The sequence below is a fragment of the Citrobacter sp. Cpo103 genome (assembly GCF_030332605.1).
Taxonomy (GTDB): domain Bacteria; phylum Pseudomonadota; class Gammaproteobacteria; order Enterobacterales; family Enterobacteriaceae; genus Citrobacter; species Citrobacter portucalensis.
In genome coordinates this window covers 466,508-482,391 of sequence record NZ_JAOWHO010000035.1, presented here as the reverse complement: position 1 = coordinate 482,391, position 15,884 = coordinate 466,508, and the positions used below count along the sequence as shown (strand labels likewise).

The 15,884-nt window shown below is 52.0% G+C and carries 17 protein-coding genes; 10 read left to right on the top strand and 7 right to left on the bottom strand.

Annotated features, from left to right (window positions below):
• The first annotated feature begins 1 nt into the window (after position 1).
• The 4 genes from OGX89_RS18805 to OGX89_RS18790 are packed head-to-tail and all read left to right on the top strand — an operon-like array spanning position 2 to position 4,303.
• A complete protein-coding gene (locus OGX89_RS18805; protein WP_057066476.1) occupies positions 2-1,546 on the top strand; it encodes a sugar ABC transporter ATP-binding protein in 1,545 nt (514 codons plus the stop codon).
• 17 nt (positions 1,547-1,563) lie between these two features.
• A complete protein-coding gene (locus OGX89_RS18800) occupies positions 1,564-2,631 on the top strand; it encodes an ABC transporter permease (protein WP_003831171.1) in 1,068 nt (355 codons plus the stop codon).
• 53 nt (positions 2,632-2,684) lie between these two features.
• A complete protein-coding gene (locus tag OGX89_RS18795; RefSeq protein ID WP_003831170.1) occupies positions 2,685-3,482 on the top strand; it encodes an SDR family oxidoreductase in 798 nt (265 codons plus the stop codon).
• A 35-nt stretch (positions 3,483-3,517) separates the two neighbouring features.
• On the top strand, positions 3,518-4,303 hold the full coding sequence (locus OGX89_RS18790) for an SDR family oxidoreductase (protein ID WP_003831169.1): 786 nt from the start codon (positions 3,518-3,520) through the stop codon (positions 4,301-4,303).
• 42 nt (positions 4,304-4,345) lie between these two features.
• Here OGX89_RS18790 and OGX89_RS18785 read toward each other — a convergent pair whose 3' ends face one another.
• Positions 4,346-5,050 carry a GNAT family N-acetyltransferase gene (locus tag OGX89_RS18785; protein ID WP_003831168.1) on the bottom strand — a complete coding sequence of 235 codons (705 nt, stop codon included), beginning with the start codon at positions 5,048-5,050 and terminating at the stop codon, positions 4,346-4,348.
• A gap of 142 nt (positions 5,051-5,192) precedes the next feature.
• Here OGX89_RS18785 and OGX89_RS18780 point away from each other — a divergent pair, with 142 nt between their 5' ends.
• Both OGX89_RS18780 and OGX89_RS18775 read left to right on the top strand, forming a co-directional pair.
• A complete protein-coding gene (locus tag OGX89_RS18780; protein ID WP_126955874.1) occupies positions 5,193-6,311 on the top strand; it encodes a YbdK family carboxylate-amine ligase in 1,119 nt (372 codons plus the stop codon).
• 67 nt (positions 6,312-6,378) lie between these two features.
• On the top strand, positions 6,379-6,627 hold the full coding sequence (locus tag OGX89_RS18775; RefSeq protein WP_008784044.1) for a DUF1158 domain-containing protein: 249 nt from the start codon (positions 6,379-6,381) through the stop codon (positions 6,625-6,627).
• Between the two features lie 22 nt (positions 6,628-6,649).
• Here the strand turns inward: OGX89_RS18775 and OGX89_RS18770 are convergent, their stop codons facing one another.
• A complete protein-coding gene (locus OGX89_RS18770; protein WP_003021996.1) occupies positions 6,650-6,991 on the bottom strand; it encodes a RamA family antibiotic efflux transcriptional regulator in 342 nt (113 codons plus the stop codon).
• A 17-nt stretch (positions 6,992-7,008) separates the two neighbouring features.
• Entirely contained in the window at positions 7,009-8,121 is a 1,113-nt protein-coding gene (locus tag OGX89_RS18765) for an MBL fold metallo-hydrolase (protein ID WP_003831165.1), read from the bottom strand.
• A gap of 189 nt (positions 8,122-8,310) precedes the next feature.
• On the opposite strand from OGX89_RS18765, the gene OGX89_RS18760 reads away from it, so the two are divergent.
• The 4 genes from OGX89_RS18760 to OGX89_RS18745 all read left to right on the top strand — a co-directional run bounded on the left by OGX89_RS18760 (position 8,311) and on the right by OGX89_RS18745 (position 11,343).
• Positions 8,311-8,892 (top strand): TetR/AcrR family transcriptional regulator, encoded by a 582-nt coding sequence (locus OGX89_RS18760; protein WP_286560941.1) that lies wholly within the window; start codon positions 8,311-8,313, stop codon positions 8,890-8,892.
• Positions 8,892-9,260: an MmcQ/YjbR family DNA-binding protein gene (locus OGX89_RS18755; RefSeq protein ID WP_008784040.1), complete on the top strand. Its 369-nt coding sequence runs from the start codon at positions 8,892-8,894 to the stop codon at positions 9,258-9,260. The genes OGX89_RS18760 and OGX89_RS18755 overlap by 1 nt, the downstream gene beginning before the upstream one ends.
• A gap of 119 nt (positions 9,261-9,379) precedes the next feature.
• Positions 9,380-10,033 carry an oxygen-insensitive NAD(P)H nitroreductase gene (gene nfsB / locus OGX89_RS18750; protein WP_003831162.1) on the top strand — a complete coding sequence of 218 codons (654 nt, stop codon included), beginning with the start codon at positions 9,380-9,382 and terminating at the stop codon, positions 10,031-10,033.
• 65 nt (positions 10,034-10,098) lie between these two features.
• On the top strand, positions 10,099-11,343 hold the full coding sequence (locus tag OGX89_RS18745; RefSeq protein ID WP_003831160.1) for a mechanosensitive ion channel family protein: 1,245 nt from the start codon (positions 10,099-10,101) through the stop codon (positions 11,341-11,343).
• Between the two features lie 3 nt (positions 11,344-11,346).
• On the opposite strand, the gene OGX89_RS18740 is transcribed toward OGX89_RS18745, so the two are convergent.
• The 4 genes from OGX89_RS18740 to OGX89_RS18725 form a co-directional block, all read right to left on the bottom strand.
• A complete protein-coding gene (locus tag OGX89_RS18740) occupies positions 11,347-12,327 on the bottom strand; it encodes a LacI family DNA-binding transcriptional regulator (protein WP_126955875.1) in 981 nt (326 codons plus the stop codon).
• A 77-nt stretch (positions 12,328-12,404) separates the two neighbouring features.
• Positions 12,405-13,556, bottom strand: a complete 1,152-nt coding sequence (locus OGX89_RS18735; RefSeq protein ID WP_126955876.1) for a Gfo/Idh/MocA family protein — start codon at positions 13,554-13,556, stop codon at positions 12,405-12,407.
• Positions 13,553-14,581, bottom strand: a complete 1,029-nt coding sequence (locus OGX89_RS18730; protein ID WP_126955877.1) for a sugar phosphate isomerase/epimerase family protein — start codon at positions 14,579-14,581, stop codon at positions 13,553-13,555. Before OGX89_RS18730 ends, OGX89_RS18735 begins: the two co-directional genes overlap by 4 nt.
• 15 nt (positions 14,582-14,596) lie before the next feature.
• The gene (locus OGX89_RS18725; protein ID WP_126955878.1) at positions 14,597-15,838 is read right to left on the bottom strand and encodes an MFS transporter; all 1,242 of its coding nucleotides are present in this window, start codon (positions 15,836-15,838) and stop codon (positions 14,597-14,599) included.
• Positions 15,839-15,884 lie beyond the last annotated feature (46 nt).

The following is a 15,884-nucleotide window of genomic DNA, read 5'->3' as shown; positions in this document are numbered from 1 at the left end:
CATGCAGCAGCAAGATATCGTCACTCCTCATTCCGTCGAATCTGAAGTTATTATCGAAACACACGATTTATCGCGTGTTTACCCTGGGGTAGTGGCATTAGATAGCGTCAACTACCGGGTATATCGGAATAAAGTAAACGTGCTGATCGGAGAAAATGGTGCGGGTAAGTCCACCATGATGAAAATGCTTGCTGGTGTCGAAAGTCCCTCTTCCGGACAAATTATTATGGATGGCATACCCGTCACATTAAATTCGACCCATCAGGCCGAAAAACTGGGTATCAGCATTATTTTTCAGGAGTTGAATTTATTCCCAAACATGAATGTCATGGATAATATTTTCATGGCTAACGAGTTCTTTCAAAAAGGGAAAATCAACGAAAAATACCAATACGCACTAGCAAAATCCTTACTGGAAAGACTCGAGCTGGATGTTGATCCGTATACACCTCTGGAGGAACTAGGGATCGGTCATCAGCAACTGGTCGAAATTGCTCGTGCGCTCTCCAAAGATACCCGCGTTTTAATCATGGATGAACCAACCTCCGCACTCAGCCAGTCTGAGGTGAAAGTGTTGTTTAACGTCATCGAGCAACTTAAACGGCGCGGTGTCACCATCATCTATATATCTCACCGTCTGGAAGAGTTGATGGAAATTGGTGATTACATCACGATTTTCCGCGACGGTCGTTTTATCAGCGAACGCCCAGTCAATGATGCCAGTATTCCGTGGATCATTGAACAAATGGTGGGTGACAAGAAAAAACATTTTGATTATCAACCCGCACCAAAAGGTGAAACGGTTCTATCCGTACAGGGTCTCACAGCCCTTCATCCGAGCGGCGGCTATAAGCTTAATGACGTGACGTTTAGCCTCAGTAAAGGCGAAGTCATCGGAATCTATGGTCTGCTGGGCGCTGGACGCACGGAACTGTTCAAAGGTCTGGTGGGACTTATGCCCTGCCAGAGTGGGAGCGTGCAGCTTAACGGCGAATGCATTGATAAAGCCCATTTTCAGTCACGTCTTAAAAAGGGGCTGGCGTTGGTGCCTGAAGACCGTCAGGGCGAAGGCGTTGTTCAGATGATGTCGATTCAGTCCAACATGACGCTGTCTGACTTCAGCCTGCAAGGCTTTCGCCGTGCCTGGAAATGGCTGAACCCGCACAAAGAGCAGTCCAGTGTGAAGGCAATGATCCAGCAACTGGCTATCAAAGTGAGCGATCCCGAACTGCCTATCACCTCATTAAGCGGCGGTAATCAGCAAAAAGTGGTGCTGGGTAAGGCATTGATGACGCAACCGCAGGTGGTTTTCCTTGATGAGCCCACCCGAGGCATTGATGTGGGTGCGAAAACCGACGTGTATCACCTTATTGGCAAAATGGCGCAGCAAGGGCTGGCGGTGATGTTCTCTTCATCAGAGCTGGACGAAGTGATGGCGCTGGCGGACCGCATTCTGGTGATGGCCGATGGCCGAATCACCGCTGATGTCCCCCGTCATGCGGTTACCCGCGAGACATTAATCGCGGCTTCTACACCTCAAGATTAATCAGGCTGGAATCCATCATGAACCAGAAATATATGATTTATATGTACCTCCTGAAGGCCAGAACGTTTATCGCACTGCTGCTGGTTATCGCATTCTTTAGCGTGATGGTACCTAATTTCCTGACCACCTCTAACCTGTTGATCATGACCCAGCACGTCGCCATCACGGGCTTACTGGCAATTGGTATGACGCTGGTGATACTCACTGGCGGTATCGATCTGTCCGTCGGGGCGGTAGCGGGTATTTGCGGCATGGTTGCAGGCGCCTTGCTTACCAACGGTCTGCCCATCTGGGGTGGCAACATCATCTTCTTCAACGTACCAGAGGTCATAATCTGTGTTGCCCTCTTCGGCGTTGTCGTTGGTTTTGTCAACGGTGCCGTCATCACGCGTTTCGGCGTTGCGCCGTTTATCTGTACGCTCGGCATGATGTACGTTGCCAGAGGATCTGCTCTTCTGTTTAACGACGGCAGCACTTACCCAAATCTTAACGGCATGGACGCGCTGGGCAATACCGGTTTTGCCACGCTGGGTTCAGGTACTTTGTTGGGGATTTATCTCCCTATCTGGCTGATGATTGCCTTCCTGCTGCTGGGCTACTGGGTAACCACCAAAACCCCACTTGGCCGCTATATCTACGCGATTGGAGGGAACGAGTCCGCCGCACGTCTGGCGGGTGTCCCTATCGTAAAAGCGAAGATCTTTGTGTACGCCTTTTCCGGCCTGTGTGCCGCTTTTGTTGGGCTGATTGTGGCTTCACAACTGCAAACCGCACATCCGATGACCGGCAATATGTTTGAGATGGATGCCATTGGCGCAACTGTGCTGGGCGGAACTGCGCTCGCGGGAGGACGCGGACGCGTCTCCGGCTCCATTATCGGTGCCTTCGTAATTGTCTTCCTCGCCGATGGCATGGTGATGATGGGCGTCAGCGACTTCTGGCAGATGGTTATCAAAGGTGTGGTTATCGTCACCGCCGTTGTTGTCGATCAGTTTCAGCAAAAGCTGCAGAACAAAGTCATTCTTATGCGTCGCCATGAAGAAAAGTTGGCGGCAGCACCTTCAGTAAATACCGTATCCAGTTAAGTAGCAACATTCCGCCGGGCATCTTTTGCCCGGCCTATACAGGGGATAAAAATATGCAACGTGATTTTCATGGTAAGACAATTGTCATCACTGGTGCTTGTCGAGGGATTGGCGCAGGTATCGCCGAACGTTTTGCCCGCGACGGCGCAAACCTGGTGATGGTATCTAATGCAGAGCGCGTCCACGAAACAGCGGAACAGCTTCGTCAGCGCTATCAGGCAGATATTTTATCTTTGCAGGTGGATGTCACCAATGAGGCGCAGGTGCAATCTCTGTACGAGCAGGCCGCAGCGCGCTTCGGCACCATTGATGTCTCGATTCAAAACGCGGGTGTTATCACCATCGACTATTTCGACCGCATGCCGAAAGCCGATTTCGAAAAAGTCCTCGCCGTAAATACCACTGGCGTATGGCTCTGCTGTCGGGAAGCAGCAAAATATATGGTTAAGCAAAACCAGGGCTGTCTGATTAATACCTCTTCCGGTCAGGGACGCCAGGGTTTCATCTATACCCCACACTACGCCGCCAGCAAGATGGGCGTAATTGGTATTACGCAAAGCCTGGCGCATGAGTTGGCACCGTGGAATATCACCGTCAACGCCTTTTGCCCAGGGATAATCGAAAGCGAAATGTGGGATTACAACGATCGTGTCTGGGGCGAAATTCTCAGCACAGATGAAAAACGCTATGGCAAAGGTGAACTGATGGCGGAATGGGTTAAAGGCATCCCCATGAAACGCGCGGGCAAACCTGAGGATGTCGCCGGACTGGTCGCTTTTCTCGCCTCTGACGATGCGCGTTATCTCACCGGACAAACCATCAATATCGATGGCGGCCTGATTATGTCTTAATGCCCACCAGGGTATCTGTTAAGAGAGTCATCACTATGATTACAAAAGATTTTGCTCAACAACTGTTTAATCTTGAGGGGCGCGTCGCTTTCGTTACTGGCGCAGGTAGCGGCATCGGTCAGACTATCGCCTGCGCACTTGCCAGCGCGGGCGCGCACGTGATCTGTTTTGATTTGCGCGAAGACGGCGGGCTGAACGCGACCGTTGATGCTATCACCGCTATTGGCGCCCAGGCTGCGCTCTATACGGGCGATGTCCGCCAGCTTAGCGACCTTCGCGCCGCGGTAGCCCTGGCGAAGGAACGCTTTGGTCGTCTGGATATTGCGGTCAATGCCGCAGGCATTGCCAACGCCAACCCTGCGCTGGAAATGGAAAGCGAGCAGTGGCAGCGCGTTATCGACATTAACCTCACTGGCGTGTGGAATTCCTGTAAAGCCGAAGCCGAGCTGATGCTGGAATCCGGTGGTGGCTCGATTATTAACATCGCATCCATGTCCGGGATTATTGTTAACCGAGGCCTTGAACAAGCCCATTACAATAGCGCTAAGGCGGGGGTGATTCATCTGTCGAAAAGCCTGGCGATGGAGTGGATTGGAAAAGGAATACGCGTGAACTCCATCAGCCCGGGATATACCGCCACGCCGATGAATACTCGACCGGAAATGGTTCATCAGACGCGGGAGTTTGAAAGCCAGACGCCAATTCAGCGCATGGCAAAAGTGGAAGAGATGGCGGGCCCGGCACTCTTTCTGGCCAGCGATGCCGCTTCATTTTGCACCGGTGTAGACCTGGTTGTAGATGGCGGATTTATCTGTTGGTAAACAGCAATACGCCCGCAGCCATTGTTAGCTGCGGGCGTTAATTTATTCGCGGCTACAGGCAGCCAGCGTTTTTCGTTGCCGCCCGTGTTCATCAAAGTTCTCTGCGGCCAGCCAGCGCTGTAACACGGCGTCACACTGGGGCCATTCGCTATCAATCATTGATAACCAGTCGCTGTCGCGATTACGCCCCTTGCGCACAATCTTCTGGCGAAAGCGACCTTCGAAGATAAACCCAAGGCGTTCCGCTGCCCGTCGAGAAGCGGTGTTCAGAGAATCGCATTTCCACTCCACGCGACGATAGCCCAACGCAAATGCCTGGCGCAGCAGCAGCCAGATGCTTTCGGTGCCAAGAACCGTATTTTTCATACGCGGTGACCAGGTCACATGACCAATTTCGACCGAACCGTGCTCTCGTTCAATCGCCATAAAACACACCAGTCCGACAGCTCGTCCTGAACGCTGTTCAATGACGGCATAGGGAACCAGAGATGCATCAGTAACTTTCCCCTGCACCCAGCAAGCTGCGGCCTCAACGCTTGTGGGGCGAGAGCTTGCAAGCCAGGTCCAGTCGCGATCGTCCAGCGCCTGCGCGTAGGCATCAAACAGATCGGCAGCATGGCTGTCGGCATCCAGGGGAACCAGTCGACAATATTGCCCTATCAGCGTTTCCCGTGGCAGTACGGCAGCGCCATTCCAGTCCGGCACGACATCGCCGACGGTCTGCCCATAAAGATTTATTTCCGGCACGATTCAACCCCAGTAGCGAAGTAAAAAATAGTTATAACACCGGCCATTACACCTTCAAAGCGTCGCAAGGGTGATTTTGACGACGAACAGAAAATCAGCAGTCCTTCTATACTGATTAAAAATCAACGCGGAAGAGAGCCTTATGCCACTACCCGATTTTCATGTTTCCGACCCTTTTACGTTAGGCATTGAACTGGAAATGCAGGTGGTCAATCCGCCAGGTTACGACCTGAGTCAGGACTCCTCCCGGCTGATTGATGCCGTCACACCGCAGCTCTCCGCCGGAGAAGTGAAGCACGATATCACCGAAAGTATGCTGGAGATGGCGACCGGAGTTTGCCGAAATATCGACCATGCTGATGCTGAATTGTCCGCTATGCAGCAGATAATTATGCGAGTTGCTGCAGAGCATCACCTCGCTATTTGTGGCGGTGGCACACATCCATTTCAAAAATGGCAACGTCAGGAAGTCTGCGATAACGAACGCTATCGGCGCAACCTGGAAAATTTTGGCTATCTTATCCAGCAAGCGACGGTATTCGGCCAACATGTGCATATCGGCTGCGCAAACGGCGATGATGCCATTTACCTGCTACACGGCCTGTCGCGATTTGTCCCCCATTTTATTGCGCTCTCGGCCGCCTCACCTTATATGCAGACGTCCGACACGCGGTTTGCCTGCGCGCGCCTGAATATTTTCTCCGGATTTCCCGATAATGGCCCGATGCCATGGGTGAATAACTGGCAGGAATTCGAGGGGCTATTCCGTCGACTGGCTTACACCAGCATGATTGATAGCATTAAAGATTTACACTGGGATATCCGCCCCAGCCCGCACTTTGGCACGGTAGAGGTTCGGGTAATGGATACGCCGCTGACCCTTGATCATGCGGTCAATATGGCGGGACTTATTCAGGCTACCGCCCACTGGTTACTCACCAAACGCCCGTTCAAACACCATGAGCGTGATTACCTGTTGTATAAATTCAATCGTTTTCAGGCCTGTCGCTTTGGTATGGCGGGAATCGTCACCGACGTCAATACCGGCGACGGCTGCCGCCTGTCAGAAGACACATTGCGATTACTGGAGAATATCGCTACCTCTGCGGGTAAAGTGGGCGCAACCAGCGCGATTGAAGCTATACATCTGCAGGTTAAAAATGGTCATGATGAAGCACAAAACATGCGTGACTTTGTCGCCGAAGGCGGGTCACTGAGTGGCCTGGTGAAAAAGCATTGTGAGATTTGGGCGGGGTTGTAAGCGTGGGTATTTGCGTTGCCCGCTGAGATCCCGGACAATAGCTTTTTAACTCAAGTTTAACAATGTCATGAAACACCCGCTTGAATCACTGATGACTGTCGCAGGGATCCTGCTACTGGCTTTTTTGTCTTGCCTGCTGCTGCCCGCCCCCTCGCTTGGCCTGGTGCTGGCGCAAAAACTCGTCGCCATTTTTCATCTGATGGATCTCAATCAGTTTTATACTTTGCTGTTTTGTCTGTGGTTTTTACTGCTGGGCGTGATTGAATATTTGGTGCTGCGCTTCATCTGGCGGCGCTGGTTCTCGCTGGCGGATTAGGCCCGCGAGAACCCCTCTGCTGTTAATGCGTTCGGCTATGATTTTCTTTGCGATAAGCTCCCGGCGGCTGGCTGAACGTACGGGTGAAAATACGCGTAAAGGTCTGCTGCGAATCGAATCCGTATTTCAAACAGATGTCGTACACTTTCTGGTCGGTATCGCGTAGATCGCGCGCCGCCAGCAGCAGCTTGCGCTCGCGGATGTAACGCCCAAGACTTTCGCCTTTGTACTGCATAAAAAGACGCTGCAGGTGCCATTTGGAATATCCCGCATGGCGTGCAATATCATCAATGCGCAATGGCTGATTCAAATTATCATCAATCCATTCAACAATCGTATCAATTACCTGAGCAGAAATCGTCATCATGCTCTCCCCTGTATTCATTGAGTCACCTGTTGCCACCAGGCCGTAAACGGTTGGTCCGGTTCGGACAGTATTACCGGTTCACCCAGCATTGGCGTCAGCAGTCGGTAATCCTGATGACGGCTGGCAAGCGCCAGTCGTTTGTATGGATCATCCCAGGTATGTTTCGCCAGAACGAAACGGCCGGCATGCCCTGGCAACACAGCCTTCGCATGTAGATCTGCCGCAGCCTGCGCCGTCTCTTCCGGCATCATGTGAATAAACTTCCAGTCCTGGTCATACTGACCGTTCTCCATAATCGCCAAATCGACAGAGCCAAACTGCTCGCCGATGGCTTTAAAATGCGGTCCATAGCCGGAATCGCCGCTGTAATAAACGTTCTGCTCCGGCGTTTCGAACATGAAGCTCGCCCATAGCGTTTGGTTGCGTTTGATACCGCGTCCCGAGAAATGACGAGCAGGCAGCACATGAACGATCAGCGAATCCGTCACTCTGACGGACTGATTCCAGTCCCGTTCTTCGATTATCTCGCTGCGCATCCCCCAATAACGCAGATGCGATCCCACGCCAAGCGGCGTAATCACCCGCTTAATTTTCGGCATTAACGCCTTAAGGGTGGCAAGATCCAGATGGTCATAGTGATCGTGCGAGATAATGAGCAGGTCTATCTCCGGCATCGTCTGTGCGGTCCACGGATAATCACCGGCAAAGGCCTTGTTCAGGAACGAGAACGGTGCGGCATAATTACTGAACACCGGATCAATCAGGATTCGTTGACCTGCCAGCTGTAAATACCACGAAGAATGGCCCAGCCAGACCAGGGTATCCTGCTGCGGCGAAAGCCCGGCGAGATCGGTCGCGACCATAGGTAACGGTTGTGCTGGTCGTGCATTTTCACGCTTAGCGACCAGAAACTCCCACCAGGCCGCCAACATGCCTTTGTTGCCGGTATAGCCCGGTGTCGGCACCTGGTTATGAAACTGTCCATCACGATAGTGCGGTGACTGTTCAACCTGACTCAGTTGTGCCCCTTGCGGTGCCTGACCAAACCCGGCATTGAGTACAAACGGTAAACTTGCAGCTGCGGCAATAAGCATAATAACAACCACACAAACTGTGAGACGCTTCATATCCTGACCTTAAACGCGCCCCTTTCCGCTGGTTTGCGCGACTGACTCTTGATTATGAGTGAGTAAGCACTCATTATAGAAATCGAAAGTTCTCCGTCAAGATGATTTTCAATCTTTGACATTCGCCGTTGCGGCGCAGCAAACGCCGTGATTCAATCATGTTTTTTACAGAATTAAGGGTAAAGTGTAGTGGCTCGTCCGAAGAGTGAAGACAAAAAACTGGCATTACTGGAAGCTGCAACCACAGCATTTGCACAATCAGGTGTTGCGGCTTCGACCGCCGTGATAGCCCGTAATGCAGGGGTTGCGGAGGGAACGTTGTTTCGCTATTTCGCGACCAAAGATGATTTGATCAACGAGCTTTACCTCTTTTTGAAGCAAGACCTTTGTCAGTCGATGATGGCAAATCTCGATCGCTCAGTGACCGATGCCAAAACCATGACTCACTACATCTGGAACAGCTACATTAGCTGGGGCCTGAACCACACCTGCGGGCATCGCACGATTCGTCAGTTGGCGGTCAGCGAGAAAATAAGCAAGGAAACCGAACAACAGGTTGACGATATGTTCCCGGAACTGCGCGATCTTTGTCATCGTTCCGTACGACCCGAGTTTATGTCTGACGAATATCGCGCCTTTGGCGACGCGCTGTTTCTTTCTCTGGCAGAAACCACCATGGAGTTCGCCGCCCGCGACGCTGCCCGCGCAAATGACTATATTTCGATGGGATTTGAAGCCATGTGGCGCGCACTGACCCGCGAGGAACAATAATGGACGGCCAGACCCTACCTGCCTGTGCGAAACGCCTTGCGCTTGAACTGCCTTTTACCGAACACTGCTGGCCGTTTGGCCCGGAATACGATGTCTTCAAGGTTGGCGGTAAAATTTTTATGCTGGTCACGGAGCTTCGCGGACGGCCGCTTATTAACCTGAAATCCGATCCGCAAAAATCACTGTTAAACCAGCAGATCTATCCCAGCATTAAGCCCGGCTATCACATGAATAAAAAGCACTGGATCTCGGTCTATCCTGGTGACGATATTACCGAGTCATTACTGGCAGAGCTGGTGAATGATTCCTGGCACCGCGTCGTCGACGGCTTGCCGAAGCGGGATCAAAAACGCCTGCGTCCAGGTTGATTTATCGCTAACCCCGATAAGTGTTTTTGCATTTTCCTGTCTTATCTTTTTCCTGCTAACCCTGTACCCTGCTGAAACAAAACGCACCCGCAGGGTATGGAAAATCACCAGGAGTAGTTATGGATATTGTTTCTGTCGCCTTAAAACGTTACTCCACTAAGGCATTCGATCCGAATAAAAAACTGACCGCTGAGCAGGCCGAAAAATTAAAAACGCTGCTGCAGTTTAGCCCGTCCAGCACCAACTCTCAGCCATGGCACTTTATTGTCGCCAGCACTGACGAAGGTAAGGCGCGTGTGGCTAAATCCGCAGCCGGCGGCTTTGTATTCAACGAACGTAAAATGCTGGATGCTTCCCACGTCGTGGTGTTCTGCGCCAAAACGGCGATGGACGATGCGTGGCTGGAACGCGTGGTGGATCAAGAAGAAAGCGATGGTCGTTTCGCCACGCCTGAAGCGAAAGCCGCAAACCACAAAGGCCGCACTTTCTTTGCCGACATGCATCGCAAAGAACTGAAAGATGACAACCACTGGATGGCAAAACAGGTGTACCTGAACGTCGGTAACTTCCTGCTGGGCGTTGCGGCGATGGGCCTGGATGCTGTGCCGATCGAAGGCTTTGATTCAGCAGTCATGGATGCAGAATTTGGCCTGAAAGAAAAAGGTTTCACCAGCGTAGTGGTGGTTCCGGTGGGTCATCACAGCGTAGAAGATTTCAACGCCGCGCTGCCGAAATCTCGTCTGCCGCTGGAAACGACGCTGACGGAAGTCTAATCCTCCGCATTTGCATAAGCTCCGCACAGCGGTCATCATAGACCGCTGTTTATTAAGGAGACATTATGCAGGAATTGATATCTCAGGTAGAAGAACTCGGCATTGAAATAAATCACACCACCTCGCTGGTGATGATTTTTGGCATTATTTTTATCACCGCCATTATTGTTCACGTTATTTTGCACTGGGTGGTACTACGCGCATTTGAAAAGCGCGCCAACGCCAGCTCCCGCCTGTGGCTACAAATCATCACGCAGAACAAGTTATTTCACCGGCTGGCATTCACCCTGCAGGGTATCATTGTCAATATACAGGCCGCACTCTGGCTACAGAAAGGCAGCGAAGCCGCAGAAATATTAGTAACCTGCGCACAGCTGTGGATCATGATGTACGCCCTGCTGTCACTGTTTTCTCTGCTGGACGTTATTCTCAATCTGTCACAAAAACTCCCTGCTGCGTCGCAACTGCCGCTAAAAGGCATATTCCAGGGCATCAAGCTAATCAGCGCAATCCTCGTCGGAATATTGATGATTTCCCTGCTGATTGGCCAGTCACCGGCAATACTGATAAGCGGTTTGGGTGCAATGGCCGCCGTGCTAATGCTGGTATTTAAAGACCCTATTCTCGGTCTGGTGGCCGGAATACAGCTCTCCGCCAACGATATGTTAAAGCTTGGCGACTGGCTGGAAATGCCGAAATACGGCGCAGACGGTGCTGTTATCGATATTGGCTTAACCACCGTCAAAGTGCGCAACTGGGATAACACCATCACCACGATCCCAACCTGGTCGCTGGTATCAGACTCTTTTAAAAACTGGAGCGGAATGTCGGCTTCGGGTGGTCGGCGAATTAAACGCAGCATCAGCATTGATGCCACCAGTATCCATTTTCTTGATGAGGATGAGCGTCAGCGGTTGCATAAAGCCCACCTGCTGAAACCGTATTTAACCACACGTCACCAGGAAATCAGCGAGTGGAATCAGCAATTAGATGCGCCTGAATCGGTATTGAATCACCGCCGGATGACGAACATTGGCACCTTTCGCGCTTATCTGAACGAGTATTTGCGTCATCATCCGCGTATTCGCAAAGATATGACATTAATGGTGCGCCAGCTTGCGCCAGACGATCATGGTTTACCGATTGAAATTTATGCCTTTACCAATACGGTGGTCTGGCTGGAATATGAAAGTATTCAGGCTGATATCTTCGACCATATATTTGCCGTAGTCGAAGAGTTTGGCTTGCGCATTCATCAGTCGCCTACCGGAAACGATATTCGCGCGCTGTCTGGCGCGTTTCAGCGATAAAGCTCAGGTACTGGCGCGTGAAATATAGCGCCAGTCCATCATCACCCTTTCCGTCTGCGCGTCAGGATTTTCTATTTTATTCAGCAACAATCCTACCGCTTTGCGGCCTATATCCCGTGAGGGCTGCTCAATGGTTGAAAGCTGTGGAGAAACCATTTCTGCCAGTTCCGTACCGTCGAAACCAACAACGGCGATATCCTGCGGGATCAGTAATCCGGCATCGAAAATAGCGCGCATCGCACCAGCGGCTAGCGTGTCCGATACGGCAAACACCGCGTCGGGTTTCACCTTTGCGGCAAGTAGTTTTTTCATCGCCGCAATTCCTGCACTGGAACTTAATTCACTAGCATATTCCACAGCCTGATATTCAAGCGATAATGCATGCAGCGCCGCTTTATAGCCGCGTTCGCGCAAACGAGCATATTTATAACTCAGGTCATGATTGATTAAGGCAATTCGTCGGTAGCCCTTATCCACCAGGTGAGATATCACCGACTGTGCGGCGTCAACATCGTTAATCCCCACGCAGGAAACCGCGCCTTTGTCAGCATATTCCGCGCACTGAACCCAGGGCGCATCGCCAATCAGCGTAGTCAGTTCCGGTAATTTTGAGAATGCATCCATGGTGATAATGCCATCGACGATTTTCCCCGACAGGAGCTTCAACGCCGATTTTGAGCGGGCTGTATCCGAGCCGGAATTACACAGCAAAATGCGATAGCCATTCTTCTCCGCCTCCTCTTCAATGCCTTTAACAACCTCTGCACAAAAAGGGTTGGCAATGTTGGAAACCATCACCAAAATCATCGAACTACGTGCCGTACGCAGCTGACGCGCCAGCAGGTTGGGCTGATAATTGCTTTCTTTAATAGCCTGTAGCACGCGCTCGCGATTTTTGGCTTTGACGGTATCACTGTGATTCAGCACACGGGATACCGTCGCCACCGACACACCGGCAAGCTGGGCGATTTTTTGAATAGACATAACGACGACACATCCTGCGGTTTACGCTTTGCGTTGAGGCTACCATAAAATCGCCGACTGGCGAACCGGATGCGTGTTTAGCGCTGTACTGATATCCAACGCTGCTGCTGATGGCTTTTTATAATTGCATCAATGATATACATCACATCCGCACCATCAGAAAAAGACGCAAATCGACGCTCTGCCGTCGCGGGCATTTTGCCTGCCAACACAGCCTGATAAAACTGCTGCATCATATTCTTGAACGCATCCGGCCAGCCCTCAATATGCCCGCCCGGAAAGTGCGCACTGGCAGCTACATCAGCATTCATCAATCCAGGGTCGTCCGTCAGGATCTGGTTCGCCTGCTGACGGTGCCCGACCCAAAGCTGTTGCGGCGTTTCCTGATCCCAGTGCAGTGAACAGTGGCTACCGTTAATTTCAAAGCTCAGGTGATTCTTGCGCCCTGCACTCACCTGCGAAACGCTAAAGCAGCCTTTGCTGCCATCATCAAAACGTACTAGCACCGATCCACGATCTTCCGTCGTAACCGCTTTATCCTCAAATTGCACATCAGCCGTTTGCTGGCCAAACGTAGCGTTACTGGCAATGCTGGCTTTACGTACCGGCCAGACGATAGCCAAATCGGCCATCACCTCGACAATACGTTTTCCAGTCACGAATTGCACCGTATCACACCAGTGCGAACCGATATCCGCTACCGCCCGCGAATCCCCACCCTGTGCGGCATCGACCCGCCAGTTGTAGTCAGTCTCCAGCAGCATCCAGTCCTGCAAATAGCTCCCCTGAACGGCAAACAGACGGCCCACGCTGCCGCTTCTGACCATACTGGCCGCCTGCTGCACCATTGCAAACTGGCGATAGACAAAGCTCACGCCGTGCACCACTCCCGCCTGCTGTGCCAGCGTTTCCAGTTCACGAGCCTCATCCGGCGTCATACACAGCGGCTTTTCTGAAAACACGTGCAGGCCCGCGCGTAAAATCTGCCGATTGATGTCGGCATGCAGATGATTCGGTGTACAGTTATGCACTACCCGCAGTCCGGGATGCGCCAGCAGCGCCTCAACGCTGCCGTACGCATGAGGAATATGAAGAGCATCTGCGCGTTCCTGGGCAACCGCCAGCGAGCTATCACAGAGCGCCACCACGTTCACACCGCCGAGTCGACGCAATGCCTCAATATGTGCAGGCCCAATAAATCCGCTGCCAATAATGCCAACCTGTATCATTTGCGTACCTCATCGCCAGCGGCGAAATCATCAAATGCGCGTGCAGAAACCGGAATAATATGGCGGCGTATAAAATCGCTCCCTTCACTCGCCCCGGTTTGCGCGTCTTTCAGGCAACACTCCCATTCCAGCACCGCCCAGCCAGGGAAATCATATTGTGTGAGCTTGCTGAAGATCGTTTTAAAATCAACCTGCCCGTCCCCAAGGGAACGGAAACGCCCGGCGCGATCGAGCCACGGCTGATAACCGCCATAGACACCGCTGCGGCTACTGGCGTGGTACTCAGCGTCCTTGACGTGGAAAGCTTTAATACGCGAGTGGTAGACATCGATAAACCCAAGGTAATCCATCTGCTGCAATAACAGATGGCTCGGGTCATAGAGAATGTTGCAGCGAGGATGATTATCAACCAGTGCCAGAAAACGCTCGAACGTCACGCCATCGTGCAGATCTTCGCCGGGATGGATCTCGAAGCAAACATCCACCCCATGATGATCAAAGCGATTGAGAATCGGTCTCCAGCGACGCGCCAGCTCCAGAAAAGCCTCTTCAAAGCGCTGACGATTATGCGGTGGCCACGGGTAAAAGAAAGGCCATGCGAGCGAACCTGAAAACGTGGCATGTGCCGTCAGCCCCAGTCTTTGTGAAGCCGCAGCGGCCTGGTGTAAGGTTTCGATGGCCCACGCCTGTCTGGCCTGCGGATTAGCGCGTACAGACGGCGGAGCAAATCCGTCAAAAGCGTCATCATAAGCCGGATGGACGGCAACCAGTTGACCTTCAAGATGGGTAGATAATTCGCTAATCACTAACCCATGCCCGGCCAGCATTCCGCGAATATCATCACAATAGACCTGACTTACAGCAGCTTGTTCGACATCAAACAGCGACTTGTGATTACACGGGATTTGTAATGCCTTATAGCCCAGCTCCGCCGCCCATTTTGCCACGCCCTCCAGGGTGTTAAATGGCGAGCGATCCCCGATAAATTGCGCCAGAAAAATGCCAGGTCCCTTGATGGTTTTCATAACCCCTCCTGAAAATTACGCCTGCTCTTTGTCGTCATACTTGAAAGAGAAAAGAAAAATCACAGCAATCACTACGGCAGCGACTGCCGGGATCCACCAGAATGTAGTCCACGCCTGAGGCACGGTTTGCCCCGCCACCAGCCGGTTGTAAAGTGCGCCTGAAATTTGCGAGCCAAGCAGCATACCGATCCCATAGGTAAACATGACGATCATGCTTTGCGCCTGACCTTTTACTTTTTCCCCGGCGATACGATCGGTGTAAATAAAGCCGACCACGAAGAAGAAGTCGTAGCACACGCCGTGCAGCAGAATGCCGAGATACAGCAGGAATCGGCCCTCTTCGCTGATGCCGAGGGCAAAGAAGGCATAACGCACGAACCAGGCGCACATCCCGATTAACAGCATGTATTTCACGCCCAAACGTCTGAACAGTAACGGGATCACCAGCATGAAGAATATTTCAGACATCTGACCAAACGACATCGCCGTACTGACGTCGCCGACGCCCGCATCAGCAAGAAACGACGCGGTATACGCGTAATAGGTTCCCAACGGTACAGAGATAAGCGTCGCGCAGAGCGAGAAGACAAAAAAGTGACGGACCTTGAGTAAGGCAAAAGCATCCGCACAAAACAGATCACGAACTTTAACCGGCAGTCCTTTCGCCGGTGCAGGCGTGTTGGGCAGCGTCAGGCTGTAGAGCGCCAGAATCACAGAGATAATCGCCGCCAGCGTAAAGATGCCGGTGGTGTCCGAAATTCCGGTTACACCGATAAAGATCCCCGCGACAATCCAGCCAATGGTGCCAAACACCCGTACCACAGGGAAGGTTTTGTCCTTATCCGACAGGCTATGAAAAGCAATATTGTTGGTAAGCGCCAGCGTTGGCATGTAGCACAACGTGTAGCCAAACAGCAGACCAATCAACAGTGCACCGTTTTGCGCCATCAATGCCTGCGGAACAAACCACAGGATTGCCGCGCCAGCAAGGTGCATCACCGCCATCACCTTTTGCGAGGCAAAAAAGCGGTCTACCAGCATCCCTAAGACGAATGGCGACAGAATAGAGGCAATGGGCCCGGCTGAAAACGCATCGCCAATCAACAGCGACATGTTGTGCTGGCTCATCACCAGCCCCAGCGTGACGGACCAACTTCCCCAGATAAAGAACTGTAAGAACATCATTAGCGACAGCCGGGGCACCAGCAGCCGGTACTGTACGCTCTGTTTTCCACTACTTTCGGTTGTTGACACCATTTTTTGCCCCACCCTTAAAAAGTAATCGATTACAAAATAGATTCAA

What these genes read in the sequence shown, in the direction of transcription:
- OGX89_RS18780 (WP_126955874.1), top strand. Translation starts at nt 5,193, where the DNA reads ATGCCACTACCCGATTTTCATGTTTCCGACCCTTTTACGTTAGGCATT.
- OGX89_RS18740 (WP_126955875.1), bottom strand. Translation starts at nt 12,327, where the DNA reads ATGTCTATTCAAAAAATCGCCCAGCTTGCCGGTGTGTCGGTGGCGACG.
- OGX89_RS18765 (WP_003831165.1), bottom strand. Translation starts at nt 8,121, where the DNA reads ATGAAGCGTCTCACAGTTTGTGTGGTTGTTATTATGCTTATTGCCGCA.
- OGX89_RS18730 (WP_126955877.1), bottom strand. Translation starts at nt 14,581, where the DNA reads ATGAAAACCATCAAGGGACCTGGCATTTTTCTGGCGCAATTTATCGGG.
- OGX89_RS18805 (WP_057066476.1), top strand. Translation starts at nt 2, where the DNA reads ATGCAGCAGCAAGATATCGTCACTCCTCATTCCGTCGAATCTGAAGTT.
- OGX89_RS18775 (WP_008784044.1), top strand. Translation starts at nt 6,379, where the DNA reads ATGAAACACCCGCTTGAATCACTGATGACTGTCGCAGGGATCCTGCTA.
- OGX89_RS18800 (WP_003831171.1), top strand. Translation starts at nt 1,564, where the DNA reads ATGAACCAGAAATATATGATTTATATGTACCTCCTGAAGGCCAGAACG.
- OGX89_RS18770 (WP_003021996.1), bottom strand. Translation starts at nt 6,991, where the DNA reads ATGACGATTTCTGCTCAGGTAATTGATACGATTGTTGAATGGATTGAT.
- OGX89_RS18790 (WP_003831169.1), top strand. Translation starts at nt 3,518, where the DNA reads ATGATTACAAAAGATTTTGCTCAACAACTGTTTAATCTTGAGGGGCGC.
- OGX89_RS18795 (WP_003831170.1), top strand. Translation starts at nt 2,685, where the DNA reads ATGCAACGTGATTTTCATGGTAAGACAATTGTCATCACTGGTGCTTGT.
- nfsB (WP_003831162.1), top strand. Translation starts at nt 9,380, where the DNA reads ATGGATATTGTTTCTGTCGCCTTAAAACGTTACTCCACTAAGGCATTC.
- OGX89_RS18745 (WP_003831160.1), top strand. Translation starts at nt 10,099, where the DNA reads ATGCAGGAATTGATATCTCAGGTAGAAGAACTCGGCATTGAAATAAAT.
- OGX89_RS18735 (WP_126955876.1), bottom strand. Translation starts at nt 13,556, where the DNA reads ATGATACAGGTTGGCATTATTGGCAGCGGATTTATTGGGCCTGCACAT.
- OGX89_RS18755 (WP_008784040.1), top strand. Translation starts at nt 8,892, where the DNA reads ATGGACGGCCAGACCCTACCTGCCTGTGCGAAACGCCTTGCGCTTGAA.
- OGX89_RS18725 (WP_126955878.1), bottom strand. Translation starts at nt 15,838, where the DNA reads ATGGTGTCAACAACCGAAAGTAGTGGAAAACAGAGCGTACAGTACCGG.